15 protein-coding genes are annotated in these 25,505 nt (G+C 67.6%); 8 read left to right on the forward strand and 7 right to left on the reverse strand.

The genetic code is table 11. The features are described from left to right. The first annotated feature begins 332 nt into the window (after positions 1-332). From FRZ44_RS27555 to FRZ44_RS26280, 3 genes are all read left to right on the forward strand, one after another. Positions 333-10,421, forward strand: a complete 10,089-nt coding sequence (locus tag FRZ44_RS27555) for a tandem-95 repeat protein (protein ID WP_151179971.1) — start codon at positions 333-335, stop codon at positions 10,419-10,421. Positions 10,422-10,506: 85 nt separating this feature from the next. After that, positions 10,507-10,944 (forward strand): PaaI family thioesterase, encoded by a 438-nt coding sequence (locus tag FRZ44_RS26275; protein WP_191908309.1) that lies wholly within the window; start codon positions 10,507-10,509, stop codon positions 10,942-10,944. Positions 10,945-11,053: 109 nt separating this feature from the next. Then, positions 11,054-12,088, forward strand: a complete 1,035-nt coding sequence (locus FRZ44_RS26280) for a dipeptidase (protein ID WP_151179973.1) — start codon at positions 11,054-11,056, stop codon at positions 12,086-12,088. A gap of 176 nt (positions 12,089-12,264) precedes the next feature. Here FRZ44_RS26280 and FRZ44_RS26285 read toward each other — a convergent pair whose 3' ends face one another. Both FRZ44_RS26285 and FRZ44_RS26290 read right to left on the reverse strand, forming a co-directional pair. After that, entirely contained in the window at positions 12,265-13,377 is a 1,113-nt protein-coding gene (locus FRZ44_RS26285; RefSeq protein WP_151179974.1) for an NADH:flavin oxidoreductase/NADH oxidase, read from the reverse strand. Positions 13,378-13,902: 525 nt separating this feature from the next. Continuing rightward, positions 13,903-14,481 (reverse strand): hypothetical protein, encoded by a 579-nt coding sequence (locus FRZ44_RS26290; RefSeq protein WP_151179975.1) that lies wholly within the window; start codon positions 14,479-14,481, stop codon positions 13,903-13,905. Positions 14,482-14,627: 146 nt separating this feature from the next. Here FRZ44_RS26290 and FRZ44_RS26295 point away from each other — a divergent pair, with 146 nt between their 5' ends. Both FRZ44_RS26295 and FRZ44_RS26300 read left to right on the forward strand, forming a co-directional pair. Further along, a complete protein-coding gene (locus FRZ44_RS26295) occupies positions 14,628-15,488 on the forward strand; it encodes an SDR family oxidoreductase (protein WP_151179976.1) in 861 nt (286 codons plus the stop codon). 213 nt (positions 15,489-15,701) lie between these two features. Beyond that, positions 15,702-16,727 (forward strand): LLM class flavin-dependent oxidoreductase, encoded by a 1,026-nt coding sequence (locus tag FRZ44_RS26300; RefSeq protein WP_151179977.1) that lies wholly within the window; start codon positions 15,702-15,704, stop codon positions 16,725-16,727. Between the two features lie 12 nt (positions 16,728-16,739). Here the strand turns inward: FRZ44_RS26300 and FRZ44_RS26305 are convergent, their stop codons facing one another. Beyond that, positions 16,740-18,881 carry an adenylate/guanylate cyclase domain-containing protein gene (locus FRZ44_RS26305; protein WP_151179978.1) on the reverse strand — a complete coding sequence of 714 codons (2,142 nt, stop codon included), beginning with the start codon at positions 18,879-18,881 and terminating at the stop codon, positions 16,740-16,742. Between the two features lie 196 nt (positions 18,882-19,077). Here FRZ44_RS26305 and FRZ44_RS26310 point away from each other — a divergent pair, with 196 nt between their 5' ends. Both FRZ44_RS26310 and alkB read left to right on the forward strand, forming a co-directional pair. Beyond that, on the forward strand, positions 19,078-19,875 hold the full coding sequence (locus FRZ44_RS26310) for a 2OG-Fe(II) oxygenase (RefSeq protein ID WP_225308458.1): 798 nt from the start codon (positions 19,078-19,080) through the stop codon (positions 19,873-19,875). Positions 19,876-19,883: 8 nt separating this feature from the next. Continuing rightward, on the forward strand, positions 19,884-20,543 hold the full coding sequence (gene alkB / locus FRZ44_RS26315; RefSeq protein WP_151179979.1) for a DNA oxidative demethylase AlkB: 660 nt from the start codon (positions 19,884-19,886) through the stop codon (positions 20,541-20,543). Positions 20,544-20,565: 22 nt separating this feature from the next. Here the strand turns inward: alkB and FRZ44_RS26320 are convergent, their stop codons facing one another. After that, positions 20,566-20,946: a DUF427 domain-containing protein gene (locus tag FRZ44_RS26320; RefSeq protein WP_225308459.1), complete on the reverse strand. Its 381-nt coding sequence runs from the start codon at positions 20,944-20,946 to the stop codon at positions 20,566-20,568. Positions 20,947-21,106: 160 nt separating this feature from the next. On the opposite strand from FRZ44_RS26320, the gene FRZ44_RS26325 reads away from it, so the two are divergent. Continuing rightward, a complete protein-coding gene (locus FRZ44_RS26325) occupies positions 21,107-23,191 on the forward strand; it encodes an acetate--CoA ligase family protein (RefSeq protein WP_151179980.1) in 2,085 nt (694 codons plus the stop codon). A 219-nt stretch (positions 23,192-23,410) separates the two neighbouring features. Here the strand turns inward: FRZ44_RS26325 and FRZ44_RS26330 are convergent, their stop codons facing one another. From FRZ44_RS26330 to FRZ44_RS26340, 3 genes are read right to left on the reverse strand one after another with little or no spacing between them, the layout of a single operon-like run. After that, complete coding sequence (locus FRZ44_RS26330; RefSeq protein ID WP_151179981.1) at positions 23,411-23,815, reverse strand: MaoC family dehydratase; 405 nt, start codon at positions 23,813-23,815, stop codon at positions 23,411-23,413. After that, the gene (locus tag FRZ44_RS26335) at positions 23,812-24,204 is read right to left on the reverse strand and encodes a MaoC family dehydratase (RefSeq protein ID WP_151179982.1); all 393 of its coding nucleotides are present in this window, start codon (positions 24,202-24,204) and stop codon (positions 23,812-23,814) included. Before FRZ44_RS26335 ends, FRZ44_RS26330 begins: the two co-directional genes overlap by 4 nt. 28 nt (positions 24,205-24,232) lie before the next feature. Continuing rightward, positions 24,233-25,426: a thiolase domain-containing protein gene (locus FRZ44_RS26340; protein ID WP_151179983.1), complete on the reverse strand. Its 1,194-nt coding sequence runs from the start codon at positions 25,424-25,426 to the stop codon at positions 24,233-24,235. Between the last annotated feature and the right edge of the window lie 79 nt (positions 25,427-25,505).

Genomic DNA, 25,505 nt, shown 5'->3' on the forward strand with positions numbered 1-25,505 from the left:
TGGGTCGTTGAGTTGCAAAGGTAATTTCGAGCGATGCCCCGGGGGTCTCCCCTGACAATGCGACCCGGGGAAGCCGGCGGCGCCATCGCCCGCGCCCGGCGAATCCGATCCTAGGTTTTCTGTCTCCCTGAATAGCCAGTGATGCTGACCTTGATCGCAGATTTTGTCGCGGTTCCGGGCCTCGGATCGTTCCGCTCTCACCCCTGTTTTTCACTGTCGCTTCATGCCTTTGCCTCAAAATTTACAAACCGAAACTTGGTGCCCTTCCAGGATGGATCCCGCGCCAATGACTCCGCAAATTCCTCACCGCAATCGACCGGCGTGATCGGCCCATGTTGGCCATCCGCATGGCGCGACTTTTCTCCATCGATCCTCTGACGGCCGCTGCGCCGATCCAGATGGAGTGGGTGCGCTTCGATGGCATCGCCCCGGCGGAAGCCGCGCACGCACCGCATGTCATCACGGTCGATCCTCCCGAACCCGGCCAGTCGATCGGGATCGACGTCGATGTGGATACGACCCTCCAGTTCGCCTTCGATCTCAGCGACGCGCGCGTCGAGCTGGTCGACAATGCGATCCGCGTGGATCTCCCGAACAGCGGCGTCATCACGCTCTTCGGCGAGCGGATCGAGCAGTCGCTCGCCAACAGCCAGGGCAATGTCGAGGAGATTCTCGGAAGCCTGTCCACGCCAGCGGACGGCTCGCCGCCGCCGGCACAGGGCCACCTCTTCCGGCACGGACCGCCCGACGGCGGCTCGATCGACCCCGCCAGCACCCTGCACGACACCGCGATCGCGCGGCCCGTCCTGCTGAACCCGCTCGCGGGAACGTCGCTCAGCTATCGCGACATCGACGGGCCGCCGGCACCCGCCGACCTCACCTCGCGTCATGACGTGCATGCGCCCGGCGACCCGCTGGTCGGGGTGAACGATGCCTTCACGCTGACCGAGGACGGCTCGGTGAGCGTCGGGGCGCCCGGCGTGCTGGGCAACGACACAGGAAGCAGCAGCCTTGGCGCGGCCGCAACGCTGCTGAGCGGCCCGGCCCACGGGCTGCTCACGCTCAACAGCGACGGCAGCTTCACCTACACGCCCGACGCCGACTTCAACGGCACCGACAGCTACAGCTACAAGCTGACCGGCGGCGGCAAGACCGACACGGCGACGGTGTCGCTGACGGTCGGCGCGGTCGCCGACATCGCCGCCGACAGCGTGACGACCCCTGAAGAAACGGCCGTCACCTCCACGGTCCTGGCGAACGACAGCTTCGAGAACGCGGCGCATCGGCTCACCTCCTTCACGCAAGGTGGCCATGGCACAGTGACACGGGACGACAACGGCACGGTCCTCGATCTCAGCGACGACAAGCTGGTCTATACGCCCAACACCGATTTCCACGGCAGCGACAGCTACAGCTACACGGTGACCAGCGGCAGCGTGACGGAAACGGCGACGGTCTCGGTGACGGTGACGGGGGTTGCCGACATCGCCCCCGACATTGCGACCACCCATGAGGACACGGCGGTGACGACCGCCGTGCTGGCGAACGACACGTTCGAGGACCCGTCGCGTCGGCTGACCTCGTTCACGCAAGGGTCGCATGGCACGGTGACGCGGGACAGCAACGGCACCCCGCTCGACCTCACCGACGACAAGCTGGTCTATACGCCCAACCCCGACTTCAACGGCAGCGACAGCTACAGCTACACCGTCACCAGCGGCGGCGCGACCGAGTCGGCGACGGTATCGGTCTGGGTGAACGCGACCGACAACATCGTCATCGACAGCGCGACGACCAATGAAGACACGGCCGTGACCACGGACGTACTGGCGAACGACTTGTTCGTCGATCCGGCGCGCCAACTGACCCAGTTCACGCAAGCGGCCCATGGCACGGTGGCCCGGGACGACAACGGCACCCCGCTCGACCTGAGCGACGACAAGCTGACCTACACGCCGGACGCCGATTTCAACGGCACCGACGGCTATGTCTACATCGTCACCAGCGGCGGCGTGACGGAGGCGGCGACGGTCTCCGTGACCGTCAATCCGGTGGCGGACGGCGCACCCGACAGCGCGACGACGGCCGAAGACACGGCGGTGACCACCGCGGTGCTGGCGAACGACAGCTTCGAGGACCCGACGCACCAGCTGACCTCCTTCACGCAAGGCGCCCATGGCAGCGTGACGCGGGACAATAACGGCACGCCGTCCAATCTGGCGGACGACAGGCTGACCTACACGCCAAACCCCGACTTCAACGGCAGCGACAGCTACAGCTACACCGTCACCAGCGGCGGGCTCACCGAGACGACGACGGTGTCGGTGACGGTGAACGCGGTCGCCGACATCGTCGCCGACAGCGCCACGACGAACGAGGACAGCGCGGTCACGACGGCGGTCCTGGCGAACGACACGTTCGAGAGCGCCGTGCGCCAGTTGACCTCCTTCACGCAAGCCGCGCACGGCACGGTGACGCGGGACGACAACGGCTCCGTGGCCGACCTGACCGACGACAAACTGGTCTATACGCCGAACGCCGACTTCAACGGCAGCGACAGCTACAGCTACACCGTGACCAGCGGCGGCGTCACCGAGACCGCCACGGTATCGGTGACGGTGAACGCCGCCGCGGACATCGCCGCCGACAGCGCGACGACAACCGAGGACAGCGCCGTCACCATGGCGGTGCTGGCGAACGACGGGTTCGAGGATCCGGCGCGCCAGCTGACCGCCTTCACGCAAGGCGCGCATGGCACGGTCACGCGGGATGACAACGGCACCGCGGCCGACCTGAGCGACGACAAGCTGGTCTACACGCCCAACGCGGATTTCAACGGCAGCGACAGCTACAGCTACACCGTGACCAGCGGCGGCGTGACGGAGACGACCACAGCGTCGGTGACGGTGAACGCCGCCGCCGACATCGTTGCCGACAGCGCCACGACGAACGAGGACACGGCCGTCGCGACGGCCGTGCTGGCCAACGACAGCTTCGAGGATCCGGCACGCCAGCTGACCTCCTTCACCCAGGGCGGCCATGGCACGGTGACGCGGGACGACAATGGCACGGCGGCCGACCTCACCGACGACAAGCTGACCTACACCCCCAACGCCGATTTCAACGGCACCGACAGCTATCAGTACACGGTCACCAGCGGCGGCGTGACGGAGACGGCAACGGTGTCGGTCGCCGTCAACGCCGTGGCCGATATCGCGGCGGACAATGCGACGACCAACGAAGACGGCGCCGTCACCACGGCGGTGATGGCGAATGACGGCTTCGACGACCCGGCGCGCCAGCTGACCTCGTTCACGCAAGCGACTCACGGCACGGTGACGCGGGATACCAATGGCACCACGGCCGACCTCAGCGATGACAAGCTGACCTATACGCCCAATGCCGACTTCAACGGCACCGACAGCTACCAGTACACCGTGACCAGCGGCGGGGTGACGGAGACGGCGACCGTCTCGGCCACGGTCAATGCCGTGGCGGACATCCTGGCCGACAGCGCGACGACGAACGAAGACACGGCCGTCACCACGGCGGTCCTGACCAATGACACATTCGAGGATCCGGCGCGCCAGCTGACCTCGTTCACGCAGGGCGCCAACGGCACGGTGACGCGGGACAACAACGGCACGCCCCTCGACCTCACCGACGACAAGCTGGTCTACACGCCCAACGCCGACTTCAACGGCACCGACAGCTACAGCTACACCGTCACCAGCGGCGGCCTCACCGAGACGGCAACCGTTTCGGTCATGGTCAATGCCGTGGCCGACATCGCCGCCGACACTGTGACGACGAATGAAGACAGCGCGGTCACCACGGCGGTCCTGGCCAATGACACATTCGAGGACCCGGCGCGCCAGCTGACCTCGTTCACGCAGGGCGCCAACGGCGCGGTGACGAGGAACGACAACGGCACCGCCGCCGATCTCACCGACGACAAGCTGACCTACACGCCCAACGCCGATTTCAATGGCAGCGACAGCTACCAATACACCGTGACCAGCGGCGGCGTGACGGAGACGGTGACGGTATCGGTCACCGTGAACGCCGTCGCCGATATCGCCGCCGACAGTGCAACGACCAATGAAGACAGCGCCGTCGCCACGGCGGTCCTGGCGAATGACAGCTTCGAGGACCCGGCGCGCCAGCTGAGCTCCTTTACGCAAGCGGCCCACGGCACGGTCACGCGCGACGACAACGGCACCGCCGCCGATCTCGCCGACGACAAGCTGGTCTATACGCCCGACGCCGATTTCAATGGGGCCGACAGCTACAGCTACACCGTCACCAGCGGCGGGGTGACCGAGACGGCGACCGTGTCGGTCACGGTCAACGCCGTCGCCGACATCGTGGCGGACAGTGCGACGACGAACGAAGACGTCGCGGTCACGACGGCGGTGCTGGCGAATGACAGCTTCGACGATCCGGCGCGCCAGCTGACCGCCTTCACGCAAGCCGGCCACGGCACCGTCACGCGCGATGACAACGGCACCGCGGCCGACCTCACCGACGACAAGCTGGTCTATACGCCCGACGCCGATTTCAACGGCGCCGACAGCTACAGTTATACCGTGACCAGCGGCGGGGTGACGGAGACGGCGACCGTGTCGGTCACGGTCAATGCCGTGGCCGACATCGCGGCCGACAGCGCGACGACGAACGAAGATACATCTGTCACCACGGCGGTGCTGGCGAATGACGGTTTCGACGATCCGGCGCGCCAGCTGACTTCGTTCACGCAGGCCGGCCACGGAACCGTCACGCGGGACGACAACGGCACCGCGGCCGACCTCACCGACGACAAGCTGGTCTATACGCCCAGCGCGGATTTCAACGGGGCCGACAGCTACAGCTACACCGTCACCAGCGGCGGCGTCACCGAGACGGCGACCGTGTCGGTCACGGTCAACGCCGCGGCGGACATCGTGGCGGACAGCGCGACGACGAACGAGGACGCCGCGGTCACCGCGGCGGTGCTGGCCGACGACACGTTCGAGGACCCGGCGCGCCAGCTGACATCGTTCACGCAAGGCGCCCACGGCACGGTGACGCGCGATACCAACGGCACGGCGCTCGACCTGAGCGACGACAAGCTGGTCTACACGCCGAACGCCGATTTCAACGGCAGCGACAGCTATCAATACATCGTGACCAGCGGCGGGGTGACGGAGACGGCCACGGTGTCGGTGACGGTCAATGCCGTGGCCGACATCGTGGCCGACAGCGCGACGACCGGCGTGGACACCGCCGTCACCACGGCGGTGCTGGCGAACGACAGCTTCGAGGATCCGGCGCGCCAGCTCACCTCCTTCACGCAAGCTGCCCATGGCACGGTGACGCGGGACGACAACGGCACGGCCCTCGACCTGACCGACGACAAGCTGACCTACACGCCGGACGCCGGCTTCATCGGCAGCGACAGCTACAGCTACACCGTCACCAGCAGCGGCCTCACCGAGACGACGACCGTGTCGGTATCGGTCCTCGGTTCGCTGTTCACGGACGGCGACGACGCGCTCGATTTTTCCGGCATCGCCGCGGGGACCTATGCGCCCGGCAGCCAGTATGACGCTCTCGACGGCAACGATTCGGTCGTCCTCCCGGCCGACGGAACCGCCGCCGCCCAGGCCGGCTACGACCCCAGCCAGGATTTCCATGCCGGTCTCGGCAATGACGCCGTCGTCGGCGGTGCGCTCGACGATCTCATCTTCGGCGACGACGGCAACGACACGCTCGAGGGCGGGTCCGGGAACAATCTTCTGGACGGCGGCAGCGGCGAAGATGTCGCCGACTATAGCGGCGCGTCCGGTGCCGTCGCGATCAACGCCGCCACGGGGATCGCGACCCGGAGCGACGGAACCGACACGCTCTCCGGCATCGAGGACATCGTCGGGTCGGCGTTCGGCGACGCGGTGTCGGGCTACGGTTCCGGTGTGGTGGATCTCGGCGGCGGCGCCGACAGCCTGGCGCTCGCGAATGGCGGCGGCACGGTCACGGTCTCCAACACCGAGACCGTCACGGGCGGAACCGGCGCCGATACCGTCACCCTCGGCGCCGCGCAGACCGCCGGCACGATCGATCTCGGCGCCGGCACCGACAGCCTGACCCTGGCGAATGGCGCCAACACGCTGACCGTCTCCAACACCGAAACCATCGGCGGCGGAACCGGCGCCGACGCGATCACGCTCGGCGCCGCGCAGGCCGCCGGCACGATCGATCTCGGCGCCGGCGCCGACAGCCTCACTCTGGCGAATGGCGGCAACACCCTCACCGTTTCCAACGCCGAAACCGTCACCGGTGGCACCGGCGCCGATGCGATCACCCTGGGCGCGGCCCAGGCTTCCGGCGCGATCGATCTCGGCGCCGACGCCGACAGTCTCATTCTGGCGAACGGCAGCAACACGCTGACCGTCTCGAATACCGAGACCATCACGGGCGGAACCGGCGCCGATGCCGTCACCCTCGGCGCAGCCCAGGCCGTGGGCACGATCGATCTCGGCGCCGGCAGCGACAGCCTCATCCTGGCGAACGGCAGCAACATCCTGACGGTCTCGAATACCGAGACCATCACCGGCGGGACGGGCGCCGACGCCATCACGCTCGGCGCGGCCCAGGCTGCGGGCACGATCGATCTCGGCGCCGGCGCCGACAGCCTCACGCTCTCTTCCGCCGGCGCCAACATGCTCACGGTGTCCAACACCGAGACGATCACCGGCGGCACCGCCGCCGACACCATCACGCTCGGTGCCGCGCAGGCTGCGGGCACGATCAATCTCGGCGCCGGCACCGACAGCCTGACCCTGGCGAACGGCAGCAACACGCTGACGGTCACCGGCACCGAGACCATCACCGGCGGAACCGGGGCCGACGCCATCACCCTCGGCGCCGTTCAGGCCTCCGGCACGATCGATCTCGGTGGCGGCAGCGACAGCCTGACCCTGGTGAACGGCAGCAATACCCTGACCGTTTCCAACACCGAGACCATCACCGGCGGCACCGGGGCCGACGTCATCACGCTCGGCGCGGCGCAGGCCTCGGGCACGATCAATCTCAGCACCGGCGCCGACAGCCTGACCCTGGCGGACGGCGCCAACACCCTGACGGTGACCGGCACCGAGACCATCACCGGCGGAACCGGGGCCGACACCATCACGCTCGGCGCGCCACAGACCTCGGGGACGATCGATCTCGCCGGCGGCAGCGACAACCTGACCCTCGCCAACGGCGGCAACACGCTCACCATCTCCAATACCGAGACCGTCACCGGCGGCACCGGCGCCGACATCCTCACGCTCGGAACCTTCCTCGTCGGCGGGATCATCGATCTGGGCACCGGCTCCGACAGCCTTGCTCTCTCTTCCGCCGGCGCCAACAGCATCACGGTCTCCAACACCGAGACCATCACGGGCGGCACCGCGGCCGACACGATCACCCTCGGCGCGGCCCAGGCTTCCGGCACGATCGATCTCGGCGCCGGCAGCGACAGCCTGACCCTGGCCAATGGCGGCAATACGCTTACCGTCACCAACAGCGAGACCGTGACCGGCGGCACCGGCGCCGATGTCATTACGTTGGGTGGCGCGCAGACTTCCGGCACGATCGATCTTGGCGCCGGCAGCGATACGCTCGTCCTTTCCTCCGCCGGCGCCAACACGCTCACGGTTTCCAACACCGAGACCATCACCGGCGGCACCAGCGCCGACACCATCACCCTCGGCGCCGCGCAGGCCTCCGGCACGATCAATCTGGGCGCCGGTACCGACAGCCTGACTTTGGCGAATGGCGGCAACACGCTGACCGTCACCGGCACCGAGACCATCACCGGCGGAACCGGGTCCGACGCCGTCACGCTCGGGGCGGTTCAGGCCTCGGGCACGATCGATCTCGGTGCCGGCAGCGACAGCCTCACCCTCGCGAACGGCAGCAACACGCTCACCGTTTCGAACGCCGAGACCATTGCCGGCGGCACCGGCGCCGACGTCATTACCCTCGGCGCTGCCCAGGCCTCCGGCTCGATCGATCTGGGCGCCGGCACCGACAGCCTGACCCTGGCCGATGGCGGCAACACGCTCACCGTCTCCAACACCGAGACCATCACCGGCGGCATCGACGCCGATATCGTCACCCTCGGTGCCGCCCAGGCCTCCGGCACGATCGATCTCGGCGCCGGCAGCGACAGCCTGACCCTGGCGAATGGCGGCAACACGCTGACCGTCTCCAACACCGAGACCATCACCGGCGGCACCGGCGCCGATGTCGTCACCCTCGCGACCATCCTCACGGCGGCCCTCGTCGATCTCGGGGGCGGCAGCGACAGCCTCACGCTCTCCTCCGCCGGCGCCAACAGCGCCACCATCTCCAACACCGAGACCATCACGGGCGGTACCGCGGCCGACACGATCACCCTTGGCGCGGCCCAGGCCTCGGGCACGATCAATCTTGGCGCCGGCACGGACAGCCTGACCCTCGCCAACGGCAGCAACACGCTCACGGTTTCCAACAGCGAGACCATCACCGGCGGCACCGGTGCCGACGCCATCACCCTCGGCGTGGCGCAGACCTCCGGCACGATCGACCTCGGCGGCGGCGCCGACAGCCTGGTCCTCTCGACCGCTGGCAACAACACCCTGACCGTTTCCAATGTGGAGACGATCGGCGTCAGCAGCGCCACGGCCCGGACCGACACCATCACGCTGGGCGCGGCGCAGGCCTCCGGCACGATCGATCTCGGCGCCGGCAGCGACAGCCTGATCCTGGCCAACGGCGGCAATACGCTCACGGTCTCCAATACCGAGACCGTGACGGGCGGAACCGGCGCCGACATCATCACCCTGGGTGCGGCGCAGGCTTCCGGCGCGATCGACCTCGGGGCCGGCACGGACAGCCTGACCCTGGCCAATGGCGGCAACACGCTCACCGTCTCCAACAGCGAGACCATCACCGGCGGCACCGGCGCCGATATCATCACGCTGGGCGCCGCCCAGGCCTCGGGCTCGATCGATCTCGGCGCCGGCGCCGACAGCCTGACCCTCGCCAATGGCGGCAACACGCTCACCGTCTCCAACACCGAGACCGTGACCGGCGGCACCGGCGCCGACATCATCACCCTGGGCGCGGCGCAGTCGTCGGGCACGATCAATCTCGGCGCCGGCACGGACAGCCTGACCCTGGCCAATGGCGGCAACACCCTGACCGTCACCGCCACCGAGACCATCACCGGCGGCACCGGAGCCGATGTCATCACCCTGGGCGCCGCTCAGGCCTCGGGCACGATCGATCTCGGCGCCGGGACCGATACGTTGAACCTGGCGAACGGCGGCAACACGCTCACCATCTCCAACGTCGAGACCATCAATGGCGGCACCGGCGCCGACATCATCACGCTGGGTGCCGCCCAGATGTCGGGCACGATCAGCCTCAGCAGCGGCGCCGACAGCGTCACGCTCTCCTCCGCCGGCAACAACAGCCTGACCTTCATCAGCACCCGGACCATCATCGGCGGCAGCCAGGACGACAACATCACGCTCGGCTCGACCTGGACGGCCGCGACGACGGTCAACGGCAATGCCGGCAACGACACGGTGACCCTCTTTGCCGCCAATCACACCGTCACATTGACCAACCTCAGCAATGTCGAGACGCTCAACGTCCAGGCCGGATTCGACTACTCATTGACCCTGGTCGACGGGAACGTCGCGGCGGGCCAGCAGATGGCGATCAATGCGTCCGGCCTGGGGGTGAACGATGTGCTGACGGTCAATGGCGCGGCCGAGCTCGACGGCAAGCTCGTCCTCACCGGCGGCAGCGGCAACGACAATCTCACCGGCGGCAGCGGCAACGATCTGCTGCGCGGCAATGGCGGCAACGATACCCTGACGGGCGGCGCTGGCGACGACACGATCGCAGCCGATTCGCTCGACAGCGCCAATGGCGGGACCAACACGGCGGCCGCCAATGCGCTGCTCACGGCCGGTGCCGCCCATGGCGACATGCTGGTCTTCGCCTCGACCATCGACCTGACGAACGTGGCGCTGAACACGCGCTTCCAGAACTTCGAGACCGTCTCGATCGCGAACGCGGATTCCGGCGCTGCTGGCAACCAGACCCTGTCGCTCAACATCAACGACGTGCTGGATCTGAGCGGGTCGGGGGCGACCACCGCCACGCCCGGCGGGGCCGGCTATAGCGCCCAGAAGGCGGTCCGGATCGAGGCCGACAGCACCGATACCATCAATCTGGTCAATACCGGCGGCAGCGATCATTGGCTCACGGCGACGGGCGCCACCGGCGTGCCGGCCGGCTACACGCTCTTCGCCCATGTGACCTCGGGCGCCAGCCCCTCCGTCAATGAGGACGGCTATGTACTGGTGGCCGGCGACGGCAGCAACGTGGTCCATTCTTAGGCGAGCAAGCGGACCGTCGGCGTTCCCATTGTCATGGCGGCGGGACTCCTCTTGAATGCCGCGACCGATTCGGCAGGGGACCGCCTTGACCAGGAAGCAATGGAATCTCGAGAACATCCTCCCGCATGTCGCGACGCATCTGCCGCTGGCCGCCCTCTTCGGCATGGAGATCGTCGCCGCCGACCCCCGACATAGTCGCGTCCGTCTGGTCGGCAACGAGCATATCAGGCGGCCCGGCGGGTCGATCGCCGGCCCCGTGCTCTTCGCCATGGCGGATGTCGCGACCTATGCGCTGACGCTGGCCCTCCGGCATGAGGAGACGGCGGTCACCTCCAGCCTGCTGATGAACTTCCTGCGGCCCGCCTTTGCGCCGCCGCTGATCGCCGAGGCGGTGCCGCTGCGCGCCGGCAAGAGCCTCCTCACCTACGACATCCGCATCTGGTCCGAGGCCGACGGTCCGGATCGGCTGATCGCCCAGGCGACCGCGACCTGGGTTGCAGCGCCGGGCACCGCGTGGTCCTGAGCGAGAGCGGCATTCCATCGAGGCACCTCGATTGAAAGCCGCGCCGGCGCTAGTCTTGTCGCCCGACGCCTCTCCCGGCACCCCTCATCGATTGCGAAGAAGCACCGTCATGACCGCAGCCGCCGTCTCGATCGACACCGCCTCGTCCTGGAAGGTCTCGGATGCCGCGCGCCGGCTGCATCGAGACGCGCTGGTCTGGGACAATCACGCGGGCTTCGGTCCCGACCCCTCGGTCGATCTCCAAATGCTGGAAACCTGGCGCGCCGCCGGGGTGGATTATCTCTCGATCGATGTCGGCTATGACGTGCTGACCTGGCAGCAGGCGGTCAAGAACATCGCGGCCTTCATCACCTGGTTCGAGAAGCATCCCGACGGCTTCACGCTGGTCCGGCGCGCCGAGGACATCCTGGCGGCCAAGCGCGACGGCAAGATGGCGATCGCCTTCGATCTCGAGGGCATGAACGCGCTCGACGGCGAGGCCTATATGGTCTCGTTCTTCTATCGCCTCGGCGTGCGCCAGATGCTGTTCGCCTACAACCGCAACAATCTCGCGGGCGGCGGCTGCCATGACGAGGACCAGGGTCTGACCGATTTCGGCCGGCGCGTCATCGAGGAGATGAACCGGGTCGGGATGATGGTCGACTGCTCGCATACCGGCTATCGCACCACCATGGCGGTGCTCGAGGCGGCCTCGGCGCCGGTCATCTTCTCCCATTCCAATCCCAAGGCGCTGCGCCCGCATGGCCGCAATATCGTCGACGAGCAGATCCGCGCCTGCGCGCGCACCGGCGGTGTCGTCGGCATCAACGGCATCGGCCTGTTCCTGCCGGACCGCCGGGCGACGACAGAGACCATGGTCGATTGCCTCTGCTATGTCGCCGACCTGGTCGGGGTCGATCATGTCGGCATCGGTCTCGATTACGCGCCGCCCATGGGCGCCGACGATCCGCTCAACGATCTGAGCGGCTTCAATCCCAGTTACTGGCCCGCCAGCGAAGGCTATAGCGACCATCTCCATTCGGCGGCGCCCGCCCAGTTGCCGGAGATCACCGACCGCCTGCTCGGCCGCGGCTGGTCGGAACCCGATGTCCGCAAGCTGCTCGGCGGCAACTTCCTGCGGGTCGCACAGCAAGTCTGGAAATAACGGCGCGGCCGGCGAGCTGCCGAAGAATTTCGATTGCGACGAGATCGCGGCCTTCACGGTCCCGGCGCTGCAAGGCGCCAGCCTGCTGTCGACGGCGCATCGCAACCCCCCAGCCCGTCGAGCGGCTCAAGCGCATCCTCTTCGGCAAGATCCTGCGCTGATCGTCGCGGGCGCCTTCAGCGCCCGCCACTGACGATGTCGCCGAACAGCGTCTTCTGATCATGCGGCGGGGCGCGCCAATATTGCGGCGGCGCCTCGACGCTGGCTCCGAGCTGGGCCGCCGCGTGCCAGGGCCAGCGCGGGTCATAGAGCATCGCGCGGGCCATCGCGACTATGTCGGCCTTGCCGCTGGCGACGATCTCCTCGGCCTGCTGGAAATCGGTGATCAGCCCGACCGCGATGGTCGGGATGCCGGTCGCCTCTTTGATCGCCTGCGCGAAAGGCACCTGGTAGCCGGGGCCCAGGGTGATGCGCTGCGAGGGCGAGACGCCGCCGGACGAGGCGTCGACCCAGGCGACGCCGCGCTTCTTCAATTCCTTCGCGAACTCGATCGTCTGCGCGATGTCCCAGCCGCCCTCGATCCAGTCGGACGCCGAGACCCGGATGCCGACGGGCTTGTCCGCGGGGATAGCGGCGCGCACGGCGTCGAACACCTCGAGCGGGAAGCGCATGCGGTTCGCGAGCGAGCCGCCATACTCGTCGGTGCGCTTGTTGGCGATGGGCGAGAGGAACTCATGCATCAGATAGCCATGCGCGCCGTGAAGCTCGATCACATCGATGCCGAGTCGAATGGCCCGCCTGGCGGTCTCGACGAAGGCGTTGCGGATGCGGACCATGCCCGCCTTGTCGAGCGCCCGCGGCGGCGCCTCGCCCGGCTTCTGCTCCACGGCCGAAGGCGCAAAGGGCACCCAGCCGCCTTGGGACGGCGGAATCAACTGGCCGCCATCCCAGGGCAGATGGCTCGACGCCTTGCGGCCGGCATGAGCGATCTGCATCGCGACGGGGATCTTCGAGTATTGGCGGATCGCCGCCATGACGGGCCGCAGCGCGGCCTCGGTCGCGTCGTCCCACAGCCCCAGGCATCCCGGCGTGATGCGACCCTCGGGCTCGACCGCGGTCGCCTCGATGCAGAGCAAGCCGGCGCCGGAGAGCGCCATGTGGCCGAGATGAATCATGTGCCAGGCCGTCGCGCGGCCGTTATCGGCCGAGTACTGGCACATGGGCGAGATCACGATCCGGTTGCGAAGCGTCAGGCCCTGCAGGGTGATCGGCGAAAACAAAACGCTCATGATGATTTCCGACGGTGAAAGGGAATCGGTCCATGATAGGGGAGCGGGTTACGAAAATGAGTGCGGCCAATTCCCCCGAGAAGACGGTGTGCCGCTTTCATGATTGTCGCGATCGGAGGGTTCAACGAGGAAGATGTCCGGCTTGCCATGATCGCGCCACCGAGAGATCGTCGCTCGTTTGTTCCATGGTCATCGCCGCCCTCGCTCGCCAATCCTCCCGCGGTCGTCCCCGCGAAAGCGGTGATCCGCGCCGATCGGATCGGCGAGGTCCCGACTTGGTGCCTGCCGTCGAGGGAGCCGCTACGGAGACACGTAGCTCTCTGATAGCATGTAGGTTTTCCGACAGACTACAGACCTTCGTATGTTCTTGCCCGTTCTCTGACGGTCACCGCAGCGCCGGCGCCGGTGCTGGTCGCGATCGTCTTCTGGGGCATCACCGGCTGGGTCGGCAGGCTCTGCGCGCTTGTCTCGTTCCTGCTCTATCTCGTCACCGACCGGCGAGCGCGGGCCGAGGCGCCGCGGCGCTCACGGCAGCTGCTTGTCGAGCTCGGCCAGATCCCGGATCGGCCGCGGCATCTGTCGTGCCAGCATGTTCCAGACCAGGACGCCGAGAAGAACCGTAGGAACGGCGGGCACGATCAGGCGGCCCCACCAGGGTTCTTCCGTGAGCACGAAGATCGATATGCCGAGGGTGGCGAGGACCAGGATCCCGATCAGCACCGGTCCCAGGACGGCCGAGAATTTCGACACGCCGCGCTCGACCCGGTCCTGGAGGCCCGCCGCCGCCATCTGGGCGGCGAAGGCCCGGACCGTCGCGGCATAATGGGCGCGGTGATCCCCGAGCGGCGTGAGGTCGAGCGGCTTGCCGGCGCCCTCCCGCCAGATCACCGTTTGAAAGATCTTGCTGTATTTGGTCTCTTCATAGCCGATCCGGATGCGCAGGATGTCTTTGGGCGTCAGCCGGATCTGGCCGCCCTTCTCGCCGATCAGGTCGAGCCGGCCCTCGCGGCAGCCGACCCATATATGATCGCCGGCAAAGCCTTCGCGCTTGAGCGCCCGCGTCGCGATCGCGTGGAAGGCCGGTCCCGCGTCGCTCGCTGCCATGATGCCGCGCTTCCCTTGCTGCGATTTCATCCGACCTGGCCATCGAGTATAGCGGGAGAGTGCCTTAGTCTGCACCGCCTATCCCGCAGGCGACCTGCTGCTCTCGGCGCGGGCGAGCTCCACAAACGGAAAGGGAGCCCTTTCGAATGAGTCCAAATCATGAGGCGAACCGGAACGGCAAGCCTGTCGCCGTGGTGGTCGGCGCCACCTCCAAATGGCAATCGGATGGCCGCAACACCCTGCTGGCGCATGGCAGGACGCTGGACGACAGCGACCTGCCGGTCGGCATGCGCTGGAGCGTCGGCGGCGCCATTGCCCAGAAGTTCGCGCAAGAGGGCTTCTTCGTCGTGCTGACGACCCGCCAGGAGGCCAATGCCGCGGCATTGGCGGAGGCCATCCGGGAGCAGGGCGGCGAATGCATGACCGTCGAGCTGGATCTGGTCTCGCAGGACTCGATCGCGGCGGCCTTCGCCCGGATCCGGCGCGAGGCCGGCGATCCGCATGTTCTCGTCTACAATGCGGGCTATCTGGAGGGCCGCGATCTTCCGCCGGAGAAGGAGCTGCTCGAACATATCCCGGTGGAGCTGTTCGACACTGCGCAGCATATCGCCAGCCGCGGTCCCTTTCTCATCGCCAAGGAAGTGCTGCCGGCCATGCGCAAGCGAGGCGAAGGGTCGTTCTTCTTCTCCAACAACAACAAGTCGCTGCGCGGGACCAAGCGGAAGACGGGCGAATCGCTGTACTATCCCCGGGTCACGATGCGCGCGCTGGCACAGGTGCTCACCGAGGAATATTCCGAGCATGGCGTGCATGTGGCCAATGTCGTGATCGACGGTCTCATCGACTCGCCTGGGGTCCGGGCCCTGCCGCAGGCGCAGCGGAACCCCGACAGCCTCATCAATCCGGTCAAGATCGCCGAGGCGTTCTACTATCTGCACACGCAAGACCGCTCCTGCTGGACGCACGAGCTTCAGCTCACGCCCTTTCCGAACAAGCCCAGCCATTGATCCCGCGCAGCGGGGCACGGCTTCGGGCCGTCATAACCCCGCGACTGACGCGGTCAATTTCCAGGGCGGCGTGCGCGATCGGTTCCGCTTATCCTGGGGCGAAGTCCCTCACGACCGTGGGGATGTGAAACGGGGAGGGGTTGCGCGCCCTTGCCCAAGGGCCAGATCTAAGCGGTCGGGCCTATCGATGCCGCCCACGAACGGGAGCCATTCATGATTCCATTTTCGGTGCTGGATCTGTCGCCGATCTGCGCCGGCGGCACCGCCGCCGACGCCTTCCGCAACTCGGCCGATCTGGCCCGCCATGCCGAGCGCTGGGGTTATAAGCGCTATTGGCTGGCCGAGCATCACAACATGCCGGGCATCGCCAGCGCGGCCACCTCGATCGTGATCGCCCATGTGGCCGCCGCCACCAAGACCATCCGCGTCGGCTCCGGCGGCATCATGCTGCCGAACCATGCGCCGCTCGTGATCGCGGAGCAGTTCGGAACCCTGGAGTCGCTCTATCCAGGCCGCATCGATCTGGGGCTGGGCCGGGCACCCGGCACCGATCAGCGCACGGCCTGGGCGCTTCGCCGCAACATGACCGCGTCGGACGACCAGTTCCCGCGCGACGTGATGGAGCTGCAGCAGCTGCTGGGTCCGCCGGAGCCCGGCCAGACGGTCTCCGCCGTGCCGGGCGTGGGCCTCAAGATTCCGATCTGGTTGCTGGGCTCGAGCCTCTTCAGCGCCCAGCTCTCCGCGATCCTCGGATTGCCCTTCGCCTTCGCCTCGCATTTCGCGCCCGACCTGATGATGCAGGCGCTCGACATCTATCGCAGCCAGTTCCAGCCCTCGGCGACCCTCGAGAAGCCCTACGCGATGCTGGGCCTCAATGTCTTCGCGGCCGAGACCGATGCCGAGGCGCGGCGCCTCTTCACCTCGCTGCAGCAGCAGTTCGTCAATCTGCGCCGCGGCCATCCGACGCCGCTCCAGCCGCCCTTGGAGAGCGGCCAGGGTCAGTGGACGGCGGTGGAGCAGGCCGGCATCGACCGGTCGCTCGCGGAGGCCATCGTCGGCTCGCGCGACACCGTCCGGCGCGGGCTCGACGCCTTCATCGCCAGGACCGAGGCCGACGAGATCATGATCACCGCGCAGATCTACGATCACCAGGCACGGCTGCGCTCCTTCGAGATCGTCTCGGAGATTCGCGATCAGATGGGCTCGGCGCCGAAGGCCAAGGCCGCCGCGGGCGCCTGAGCGCCCGCTCTTCTACTTCGTCTTCGCGCGTTCGATGCCGGTCCAATCGGCGGGCGGCGGTTCGCGCCGATGGCGGTCGGCGCGGTCGCGATAGAGCTGGGCCAGCCGGTCTTCCGGCCAGCGTTCCTGCATCTGGTCGAGCCGCGCCAGCACGGCGTCCCAGTCGCGCGCGTAGTAGCGGGAGCAAGCCTCGTTCCACAGCGCGACCCGTTGGCCCGTGTCCGGAAGCTTCTCGGCGAGGCCCATGAGCTCATAGAGCGCGATCGGCTCGGTGGCGCCGACCGGCACCACGGAATCGACGAAGCGGAACAGAAAATCCCCGCCCGCCCCCTGGCGCACCGCGTCGCTGACCAGGATGGTCGTCCCGTAGCGCTTGTTGAGCCCCTCGATGCGCGAGGCCAGATTCACCACATGGCCCAGCGCCGTGTAGTTGATGCGATCGACCGAGCCGATCGTGCCGACCACGACCTCGCCGGTATGGAGCCCGAAGCGCGTCGGCATGACGGGACTGCCCTCGGCCTGGAACGCCTCGTTGAGTTTCCTGACCCGTTCGGCCGCCTCGAGGGCGCCCAGGCAGGCGAGGCGGACATGATCGGGCTGCGGCGCCGGCGCGTTCCAGAACGCCATCACGGCGTCGCCGATGTATTTGTCGATGGTGCCGCCGGATTCGACCAGGGCCGCACCCACCTCGCTGAAATAGCGCGACGCCACCTGGGTCAGGGTTTCGGGGTCGAGATTCTCCGCGAGCGTGGTGAATCCCACCACGTCGCTGAAAAGGAGCGTCAGCGTCTGCCGCTTGCCGCCCAGCTCCGGCTGCACCCGGTGGGCCAGGATGTTGTGCACGAGCTGACCCGGCACATAGCGCGAGAACTGCCGCAAGGCCGCCCGCATCGCGGTGACGGCACCGCCCAGCTCGACGATCTCGGCGATGCTCGATCGGCGCAGCGGCGGCTCCTCGAAATCGAACTTCATGATGCGCGCAACGTCGGCCTGCAGGTCGCGCAAGGGCCGCGTCACCCGGCCCGACACCAGCATCACGATGACGGCGCCGACCAGGATCGCGGCCAGGCCGACCAGCAGGAGGCGCGTCTGCAGGCGGTCGGCCGGCCCCAGGATCAGGTCGTAGGGGGCGGCCATCGCGGTGGTCAGGCCGCGCACGGGTCCCTTCACGGTCTGGAATCGCGTCAGATAGGGGCGCCCTGCGATCGTGACCACACGGTCGCCCGAACCCGAATCGGCGCGATAGCTGGCATAGAGCGCCGCGATTTCGGGATCGTCGAGCAGGGCGATCGGCGTCATCGCCTCGGGCGCATCGGGCTCGATCTCCATGCGCAGCCGGGCCGCATCGGGATGGGCGATCAGATTGCCGCGGTCGTCGAAAACGAAGAGCTCCATCTCCGGCGATTCGCGCAGCTCGGCCAGTTGCCGGTCGAGGTCGTCGAGCTCGACATCGATCGAGATCACGTCGCCCGGCGAATCGTCGAGACGCTGCGCGAGGGTGACGCCCATCACCGGCAGCGGCCTGAACTGATAGGGCGAGGTGAGCACCAGGCCCCCGAGCCGCATGGCGTCCTGGTACCAGGGCCGCAGCCGGGGATCGTAATCGGTGGTGGTGATCGGGGTGGTGCCGATGGTCTTCAGATCGCCGTCGAGCACCTGCCAATGCTCGTCCGCCCCTTCGCCGGCCCCCGGCCCGGTCTGGAGGCCGATCCGGACCGCGAACGCGGCCTTGTCCTTGGCGATGGCCGCGACCTCTTCCGGAATTCCGCGGCTGAGATCGAACACGGCATAGAAACGGCCGTCCGGCCGGCCGAAAGTGAGGCCCGTCACGGCCGGATTGATGCGTTCCACCTCCCGCAGGAGCCGGGCGAAGAGCGGCGCCAGCTGCTCGGGCGGCATGTCCGTGTCGAGGCTGAGGGCGGCGGTCTCGAGGAAGATCTGCGCCGAGCCGATCGCCCCGCCGATCCCCCGGGCGATCGTTGCCGAGATCCGGTCGAAATTCTCGCGGGCCTCGACCTTTGCGATCCGCGAGAGCCGCTCATGGCTGTAGAGCACCAGCCCGCCCGCCGTTACCACGATGATCGCGACAAACAGCAACGTCAGGATCGCCTGCAGCGGCAAGGATCGCCGGGTGGTGGAAGGCGGCTTCGCCAAGACAGATCCCCAAGCTGGGGCCCGCGGTTGCGACGGGCCGACGGCTGGTCATCCGGATATCACGGCGGGGCGGTTATGGCGAGGCAGGTCGGCGGGACGCCTCCCACTGGAGCCGCTGCCATCCGCAAGATCCGGGGCGCGGGGCAAGAGCCGGGCAAGGCTTAATCCCGGCGACAGCGCCAACCCGGAGAAACCCATGACGCCTGCGCCCAGCCACGGCAATCCAAAGATGACCGTCATGACCCGTCCTTCCCCAACCCGCCGCTCCCCGCGCGCCCGCGCGGAAGAAGACCTGGCCTGTCGGGTCCAGGCGCTGGACTGGGCGCGGCTGGGCGCCACGCTCGACGAGCAGGGCCATGCCACGACGGGCCCGCTCCTGATGCCGGCCGAGTGCGAGGCCCTGATCGCGGGCTATGACGAGGAGGCGCGTTTTCGCAGCCAGGTCGTCATGGCGCGCCATGGCTTCGGGCGCGGCGAGTATAAATATTTCGGCTATCCGCTGCCCGAGGCGGTGTCGGTCCTGCGCGGCGCACTCTATCGGCAGCTGGCGCCGCTCGCCAATCGCTGGCAGGCGGCGCTGGGAGCGGCACCGGATTATCCGCCGGCGTATGAGGCCTATCTCGGGCGCTGCCATGAAGCCGGCCAGCGCCGGCCCACGCCGCTGCTGTTGAAATACGGGCCCGGCGATTATAATTGCCTGCATCAGGATCTTTACGGCGACCTGGTCTTTCCGCTGCAGGTCGCCATCCTGTTGAGCGCGCCCGGCCAGGATTTCACCGGAGGGGAGTTCATGCTGACGGAGCAGCGGCCTCGCCAGCAATCGCGGGGCGAGGTCGTGTCATTGACGCAAGGCGAAGGCGTGATCTTCGCGGTCAATCACCGGCCCGTGCAGGGCAAGCGCGGCGTCTATCGCAGCGCGATGCGCCATGGCGTGAGCCGGCTCAAGAGCGGGCACCGCTTCACCCTCGGCATCATCTTTCACGACGCGCGATGAGACGGAACATGGGCGCCCTCGCCGATCTCTTTGCCGGCACCGCGCCGGGCGCCGGTGGAATCAAGATCCTGGCGCCCGGCGCCGCCCTGTTGCGCGGCTTCGTGCAGGCGAGCTTGCCGGCGCTGCTGCAGGAGATCGAGCATGTCGCCAAGGCGGCACCCTTCCGCCGCATGGTGACACCGGGCGGCTATGCGATGTCGGTCGCCATGACGAACTGCGGCGAGGCCGGCTGGATCACCGATCTCGGCGGCTATCGCTATGGCGCCACCGATCCCCAGAGCGGTCGGCCCTGGCCTGCCATGCCGCCGATGTTCCGCGCGCTGGCCGCGGGCGCCGCCAAGGCCGCGGGTTTTGACGGCTTCGAGCCCGATGCCTGCCTGATCAATCGCTACGAGGCAGGCGCCAAGCTCTCGCTGCATCAGGACAAGGACGAGCGCGATTTCTCGCAACCGATCGTCTCGGTCTCGCTCGGCCTGCCCGCGGTCTTTCTCTTCGGCGGCGAGGAACGCCGCCAGAAGCCGGCGCGGCTGCGGCTGGAAAGCGGCGACGTCGTGGTCTGGGGCGGTCCATCGCGCCATCGCTATCACGGCATCGACCCGCTGGCGCCCGGCAGCGATCCGCTGACGGGTCCCTATCGCTACAATCTGACGCTGCGCAAGGCGCTGTAGCGGATCAAGTCCGCGCGCAAGCCTAGAGCTCCTCGATCGAGGAGACACGGTTCGGATAGAAGGCGAGATAGCCTTTGATCGAGGCCATCGCGTCATAGGGCGCCTCGTAGCTCCAGACCGCATTCTCGGCACGTTGACCGTCCTGCTCGATATTGTAGTAGGACGCCTCGCCCTTATAGGGGCAGTGGCTGCTGTGGTCGGTCCGTTTCAGCAGGGCCATCTTCACGTCGGCGCGCGGAATATATTGAACCGGCGGATAGGCCGCTTCGCGCAAGGTCAGCGCGCGTGTCGTGTCGGCCACGACCTTGCCGTTCCAGGTGATGCGGACCCGTTGCGGATTGGGTTCGATCGCGATCGGGTGATCGGGGCCCGGCAGCTTCATGGCTTTGGCTGGCATGCTCATCGAGATCTCCTGCGCCAAGCGCGGCTTTATGGACGGAGATGGTCAGGCTGCAGCCAATTTTCCACCCTTCCGAAGAATCCGACAAGCCCCGCTGAAACAGCCGAAGCCCCGGAAAAGCAGGGATTGATATCGTCCCGCGCTTCCAGGACAGTCATCGTCAATGACCGATCATAAGCTTTCGCCGCTGCTCGAGCCGCGCTCCATCGCCATCGTCGGCGCCTCGCCGAGGGAACACAGCACCGGACAATCGATGCTCCGGACGCTGAAGGCATTGGGCTTCGGCGGCGGCATCTATCCCGTCAATCCCCGCTATGAGCAGATCGAGGGCTTGGCCTGCCATGCCGGGCTGGAGGCGCTGCCGGAAGCGGTCGATCTGGCCGTGCTGGCGGTCTCGAACGAGAAGCTCGAAGAGCAGCTCGGGAAGGCGATCAAGGCCGGCGCTCGCGCCGCCGCGATTTTCGGCAGCTGTGTCATGCCGGAGGCGCAGGAGCCGCGTCTCGCCAATCGCCTGTCCGCGATGGCACGGGAAGCGGGGCTGCCGATCTGCGGCGGCAACTCGATGGGGTTCTGTCACTACCAGGCCCGCATCCATGTGAACTCCTATCCCTTCATCGAGCGCCTGCCGGGCGGCGTCGCCTTTCTGAGCCAGTCCGGCTCCGTCTTCGCCGCCGTCGTCAACCACAACCATCGCCTCGGCCTGAATTTCGCGGTCTCCACCGGGCGCGAGCTCTCGACCTCGACCGCGGATTATATGGACTACGCGCTGGGGCTCGAATCGACCCGCGCCATCGGCCTCTTCCTCGAGGGCGTGCGCGATCCCGAGGCGTTCCGGCACAGCCTCGAGCGCGCGCAGGCGCAGGACGTGCCGGTGGTGGTGCTGAAGGTCGGGCGCAGCGAGCAGGCGGCGCAGATGGCCGTGAGCCACACCGGTGCCCTCGCCGGCAACGACGTGGCCTATGGCGCCCTCTTCGAGCGATACGGCGTCGCCCGTGTCGACACCATCGATGAGCTGGTGACGACCCTGCTGCTACTCTCTCATCCGCGCCGCGTCGGACCCGGGGCCGTGGCGACGATCCATGAATCGGGCGGCGAGCGCGAGCTCGTTGTCGATCATGCGGCCGAGATCGGCATCCCCTTCGCCGCGATCGACGAAGCGACGACGGCGAAGCTCGCCGCGCGGCTGGATTACGGGCTCGATCCGGTCAATCCGCTCGATGCCTTCGGCACCGGCAACGACTATGGCGGGATCATGCGCGACTGCTTCCAGGCGCTGCTCGAGGACCCGGCCACCGCGATCGGCATGTTCTTCCTCGATATGCTGCAGGACAATCTCTACAGCGAAACCTGCACGCAAGCCTGCCTCGATGCGGCGGCCCGGACCTCGAAGCCGGTCGTGCTCGCGACCAACTCGGCCTCGCTCGATCATCAGCGCCGCGCGGTCGAGGTGACGCGCGCCGGCGTGCCGGTGCTCGACGGCACGGTCGCCGCGCTGCGCGCGGTGCGCCATGCGCTCGACTATCGCGACCATCGCCTGCGGCCGCCGATCGCGATGCCGGCGCCGGCTTCGGCCGCCGTCAGCCAGCGCTGGAAGGAACGGCTCGCGCGCGGCCGCGTCCTGTCCGAGGCCGAGGGGCTGGCGCTGCTGGCGGATTACGACATTCCGGTCCTGCCCTATCGCCTGGTCTACACGCTCGCGGAGGCGAAACAGGCGGCCGCTTCCCTGGGCTATCCGGTGGTGCTCAAGACCGCCATGCCCGACATCGCGCATAAATCCGATCTCGGCGGCGTCAAGCTCAACCTGCGCGACGAGGCCGCGGTCGAAGCGGCCTTCCTCGACCTCAACGAGCGGATCGGCTCGCATGTGCTGGTCACGCGTTTCGCGCCGGGCGGGGTCGAGCTGGTGCTGGGGCTGAAGCTGGATCCGCAGTTCGGTCCGGTGATCCTCGCCGGCGCCGGCGGCACGCTGGTCGAGTTGATGCGCGACGTCCAGGCGGCGCTGGCGCCGCTGGACGAAGCGGCCGCCTTGCGCATGATCGACAAGCTCAAGGTTCGCCGGCTGCTCTCGGGCCTGCGCGGCGCGCCGCCCTCCGACATCGCGGCGCTGGCCCGCGCCCTCGTTCGGCTGTCGGCGCTGGCCGTCGATCTCGGCGACCATCTCGCGGAGATCGACATCAATCCGCTGCTGGTGAAACCCCAAGGCTGCGCCGCGCTGGACGCGCTGGTGGTGCCGGCGAAGGGGGCGTAGGTCGATACGAGTTCGCTCCGCTTCCACTTTCCTCTCCGCCCGCGTAGCGGGAGGAGAGCGACTGTCTTTGAGGTCGATCCTTAGCCGAAGCTGGGAGAGGCGGGTCCTCTCTTGGCCACACGCCCTCTCCCAGCTCCGAGTAAGTCTCCGCTTCGCTCCGACTAACTCTTCGCAGCCCTCCCCCTCACTGCGTGAAGGGGAGGAAAGAAGTATTGAGCGTCAGACATTGCCGATCTCGACATCCGGCCAGATCAATTGCCCTTCGACGACGGGTGCGCCGGACGAATCGACGACGGCGACGCGATAGGTCGGCGGCGAGGTCGCGATGAGCTCGCCCTTGCCCGTCACCGTGTCGTTCTCGACCACGGGTTTGATGAAGCGCAGATCGGCCGCCATGCCGGCCATGCCATCCGGTCCGAAGGTCGCCGTGACGGCGGCCCACAGCGCACTCAGCGTGAGGGTGCCCTGTGCGATCGGCTTGCCGAAGGGCGTCATGGCGGCGAAGGCCGGATCGTAATGGATCGGATTGGGATCTTCCGTGAGCGATCCGTAGCGCCGGATCCGCTCCGTGGTGAGTTGCAGCCGGCGCTCGACCAGGCGCGGCGGCGGATCGGCGCGGCTCATCCCCACACCACCCAATGCTCGCCCGCCAGCACCAGGGCGCTCGTCTGGTTGCGAATCTCCGTCTCGAATCGCACCCAGCCGCGCGCCTTGCGCCGCTCCTTCGCGGCGCAGCGCAGCTCGACCGTCACGCGATCACCCGCCGTCAGAGGGACGCCCAGCTGCAGCTTCTGCGAGGCATGGATCGAGCCCGGCGGGCGCTTCGGCATGAGCCGCATATAAGCCCGCATCATCAGTGCCACCGCGAGCCCCGGCGAGAGTGGGAGCCCGGGGCCGGCCTCCTCCGTGATCGAGCGGTAATCCTCGATATCTGCGGCCATGATGTCGAGGCTGAGGCTGCCGATCGTCGCGCCCGGCACGAGGTGTTCATAGGTGACGAGGCCTTCGATCATGGAGCGCATTCCAGTCGCGGCGACCGCGTCACCGCACGCGTTCCAGGATGCTGCAGTAATTCGCCACGCCGGCGCCGCCCATGTTGAAGATGCCGCCGAGCCGTGCGCCCTCGCGTTTGGCGCCCAGGGGCTCGCCCGCGAGCTGGCGCGCGGCGATCACATGCATCGAGACGCCGGTGGCGCCGATCGGATGGCCCTTGGCCTTGAGCCCGCCGGAGAGATTGACCGGCAGCCGGCCGCCGAGCGAGGTGGCGCCTTCTTCGAGGAGCTCGGCGCCATGACCGGGCTTGGCGAGGCCCATCGCTTCATATTGCATCAGTTCGGCGATGGTGAAGCAGTCATGGCTCTCGGCGAAATCGAGATCGTCGAGCGCGAGCCCGGCGCGCGACAACGCATGTCTCCAGGCGCGCGCGGCGCCCTCGAGAAAGGTCATGTCGCGCCCGCTCATGGGCAGCGCATCGTTTACATGCGCGGTCGCGCGAATCTGGATCTCGCGGTCTTTGGATTCAGTGACAGCCGGTGCCGCCAGTACGACCGCGGCCGCGCCATCGGAGACCATCGAGCAATCGGTGCGCCGCAGCGGCGGCGCCACCATCGGATTCTCGGCCGTGATGCGCCGGCAGAACTCGTAGCCCAGATCCTTCTGCAGATGGGCCAGGGGATTGAGCGCGCCATAGCCATGGTTCTTGGCGGCGATCCGTGCCAGTGCATCCGACTTGTCGCCATAGCGCTGGAAATAAAGCTGCGCGATCTGAGCGAAGATGTCGGCGAAGGAGGCGTCGGGTCCGCCTTCCTCGGCGACATAGCTGGCCGAGGCCAGGGCCTTCTGGATGTCGGGGCCGCTGTTGCCGGTCATCTTCTCGGCCCCCACCACCAGCACCAGCCGGGCCTGGCCGGCGGCGATCGACTTGATGCCTTGCTGGATGGCGGCCGAACCGCTGGCGCAGGCATTCTCGACCCGCGTCGCCGGCTTGTAGCGGAGATCCGGCAGGGCCTGGATCGGGAGGGAGGCGGGAAAGCCCTGCGGGTCCATGCCCTGGTTGAAATGGCTGACGACCACCTCGTCGATGTCGCGGGCGTCGACCCCGGCATGGGCGAGGGCCTCCGTGGCGGCGGCCCCCATCAGGCTTTCGAGGGTCTGATCGCTCAGCTTGCCGAAGCGGGTATGGCCCCAGCCCAGGATCGAGACGGGTGTTGCGCGATCGTTGGTTTTGCCGTTCATCGCCGAATGCTCCTGTGCCCAGCTCCCCGATGATATGGCGATCCCGCGCGGAGCGGCAAAGCCCCTTCGCCGGGCCGTG

Source organism: Hypericibacter terrae (genome assembly GCF_008728855.1).
In the GTDB taxonomy this organism is placed as follows: domain Bacteria; phylum Pseudomonadota; class Alphaproteobacteria; order Dongiales; family Dongiaceae; genus Hypericibacter; species Hypericibacter terrae.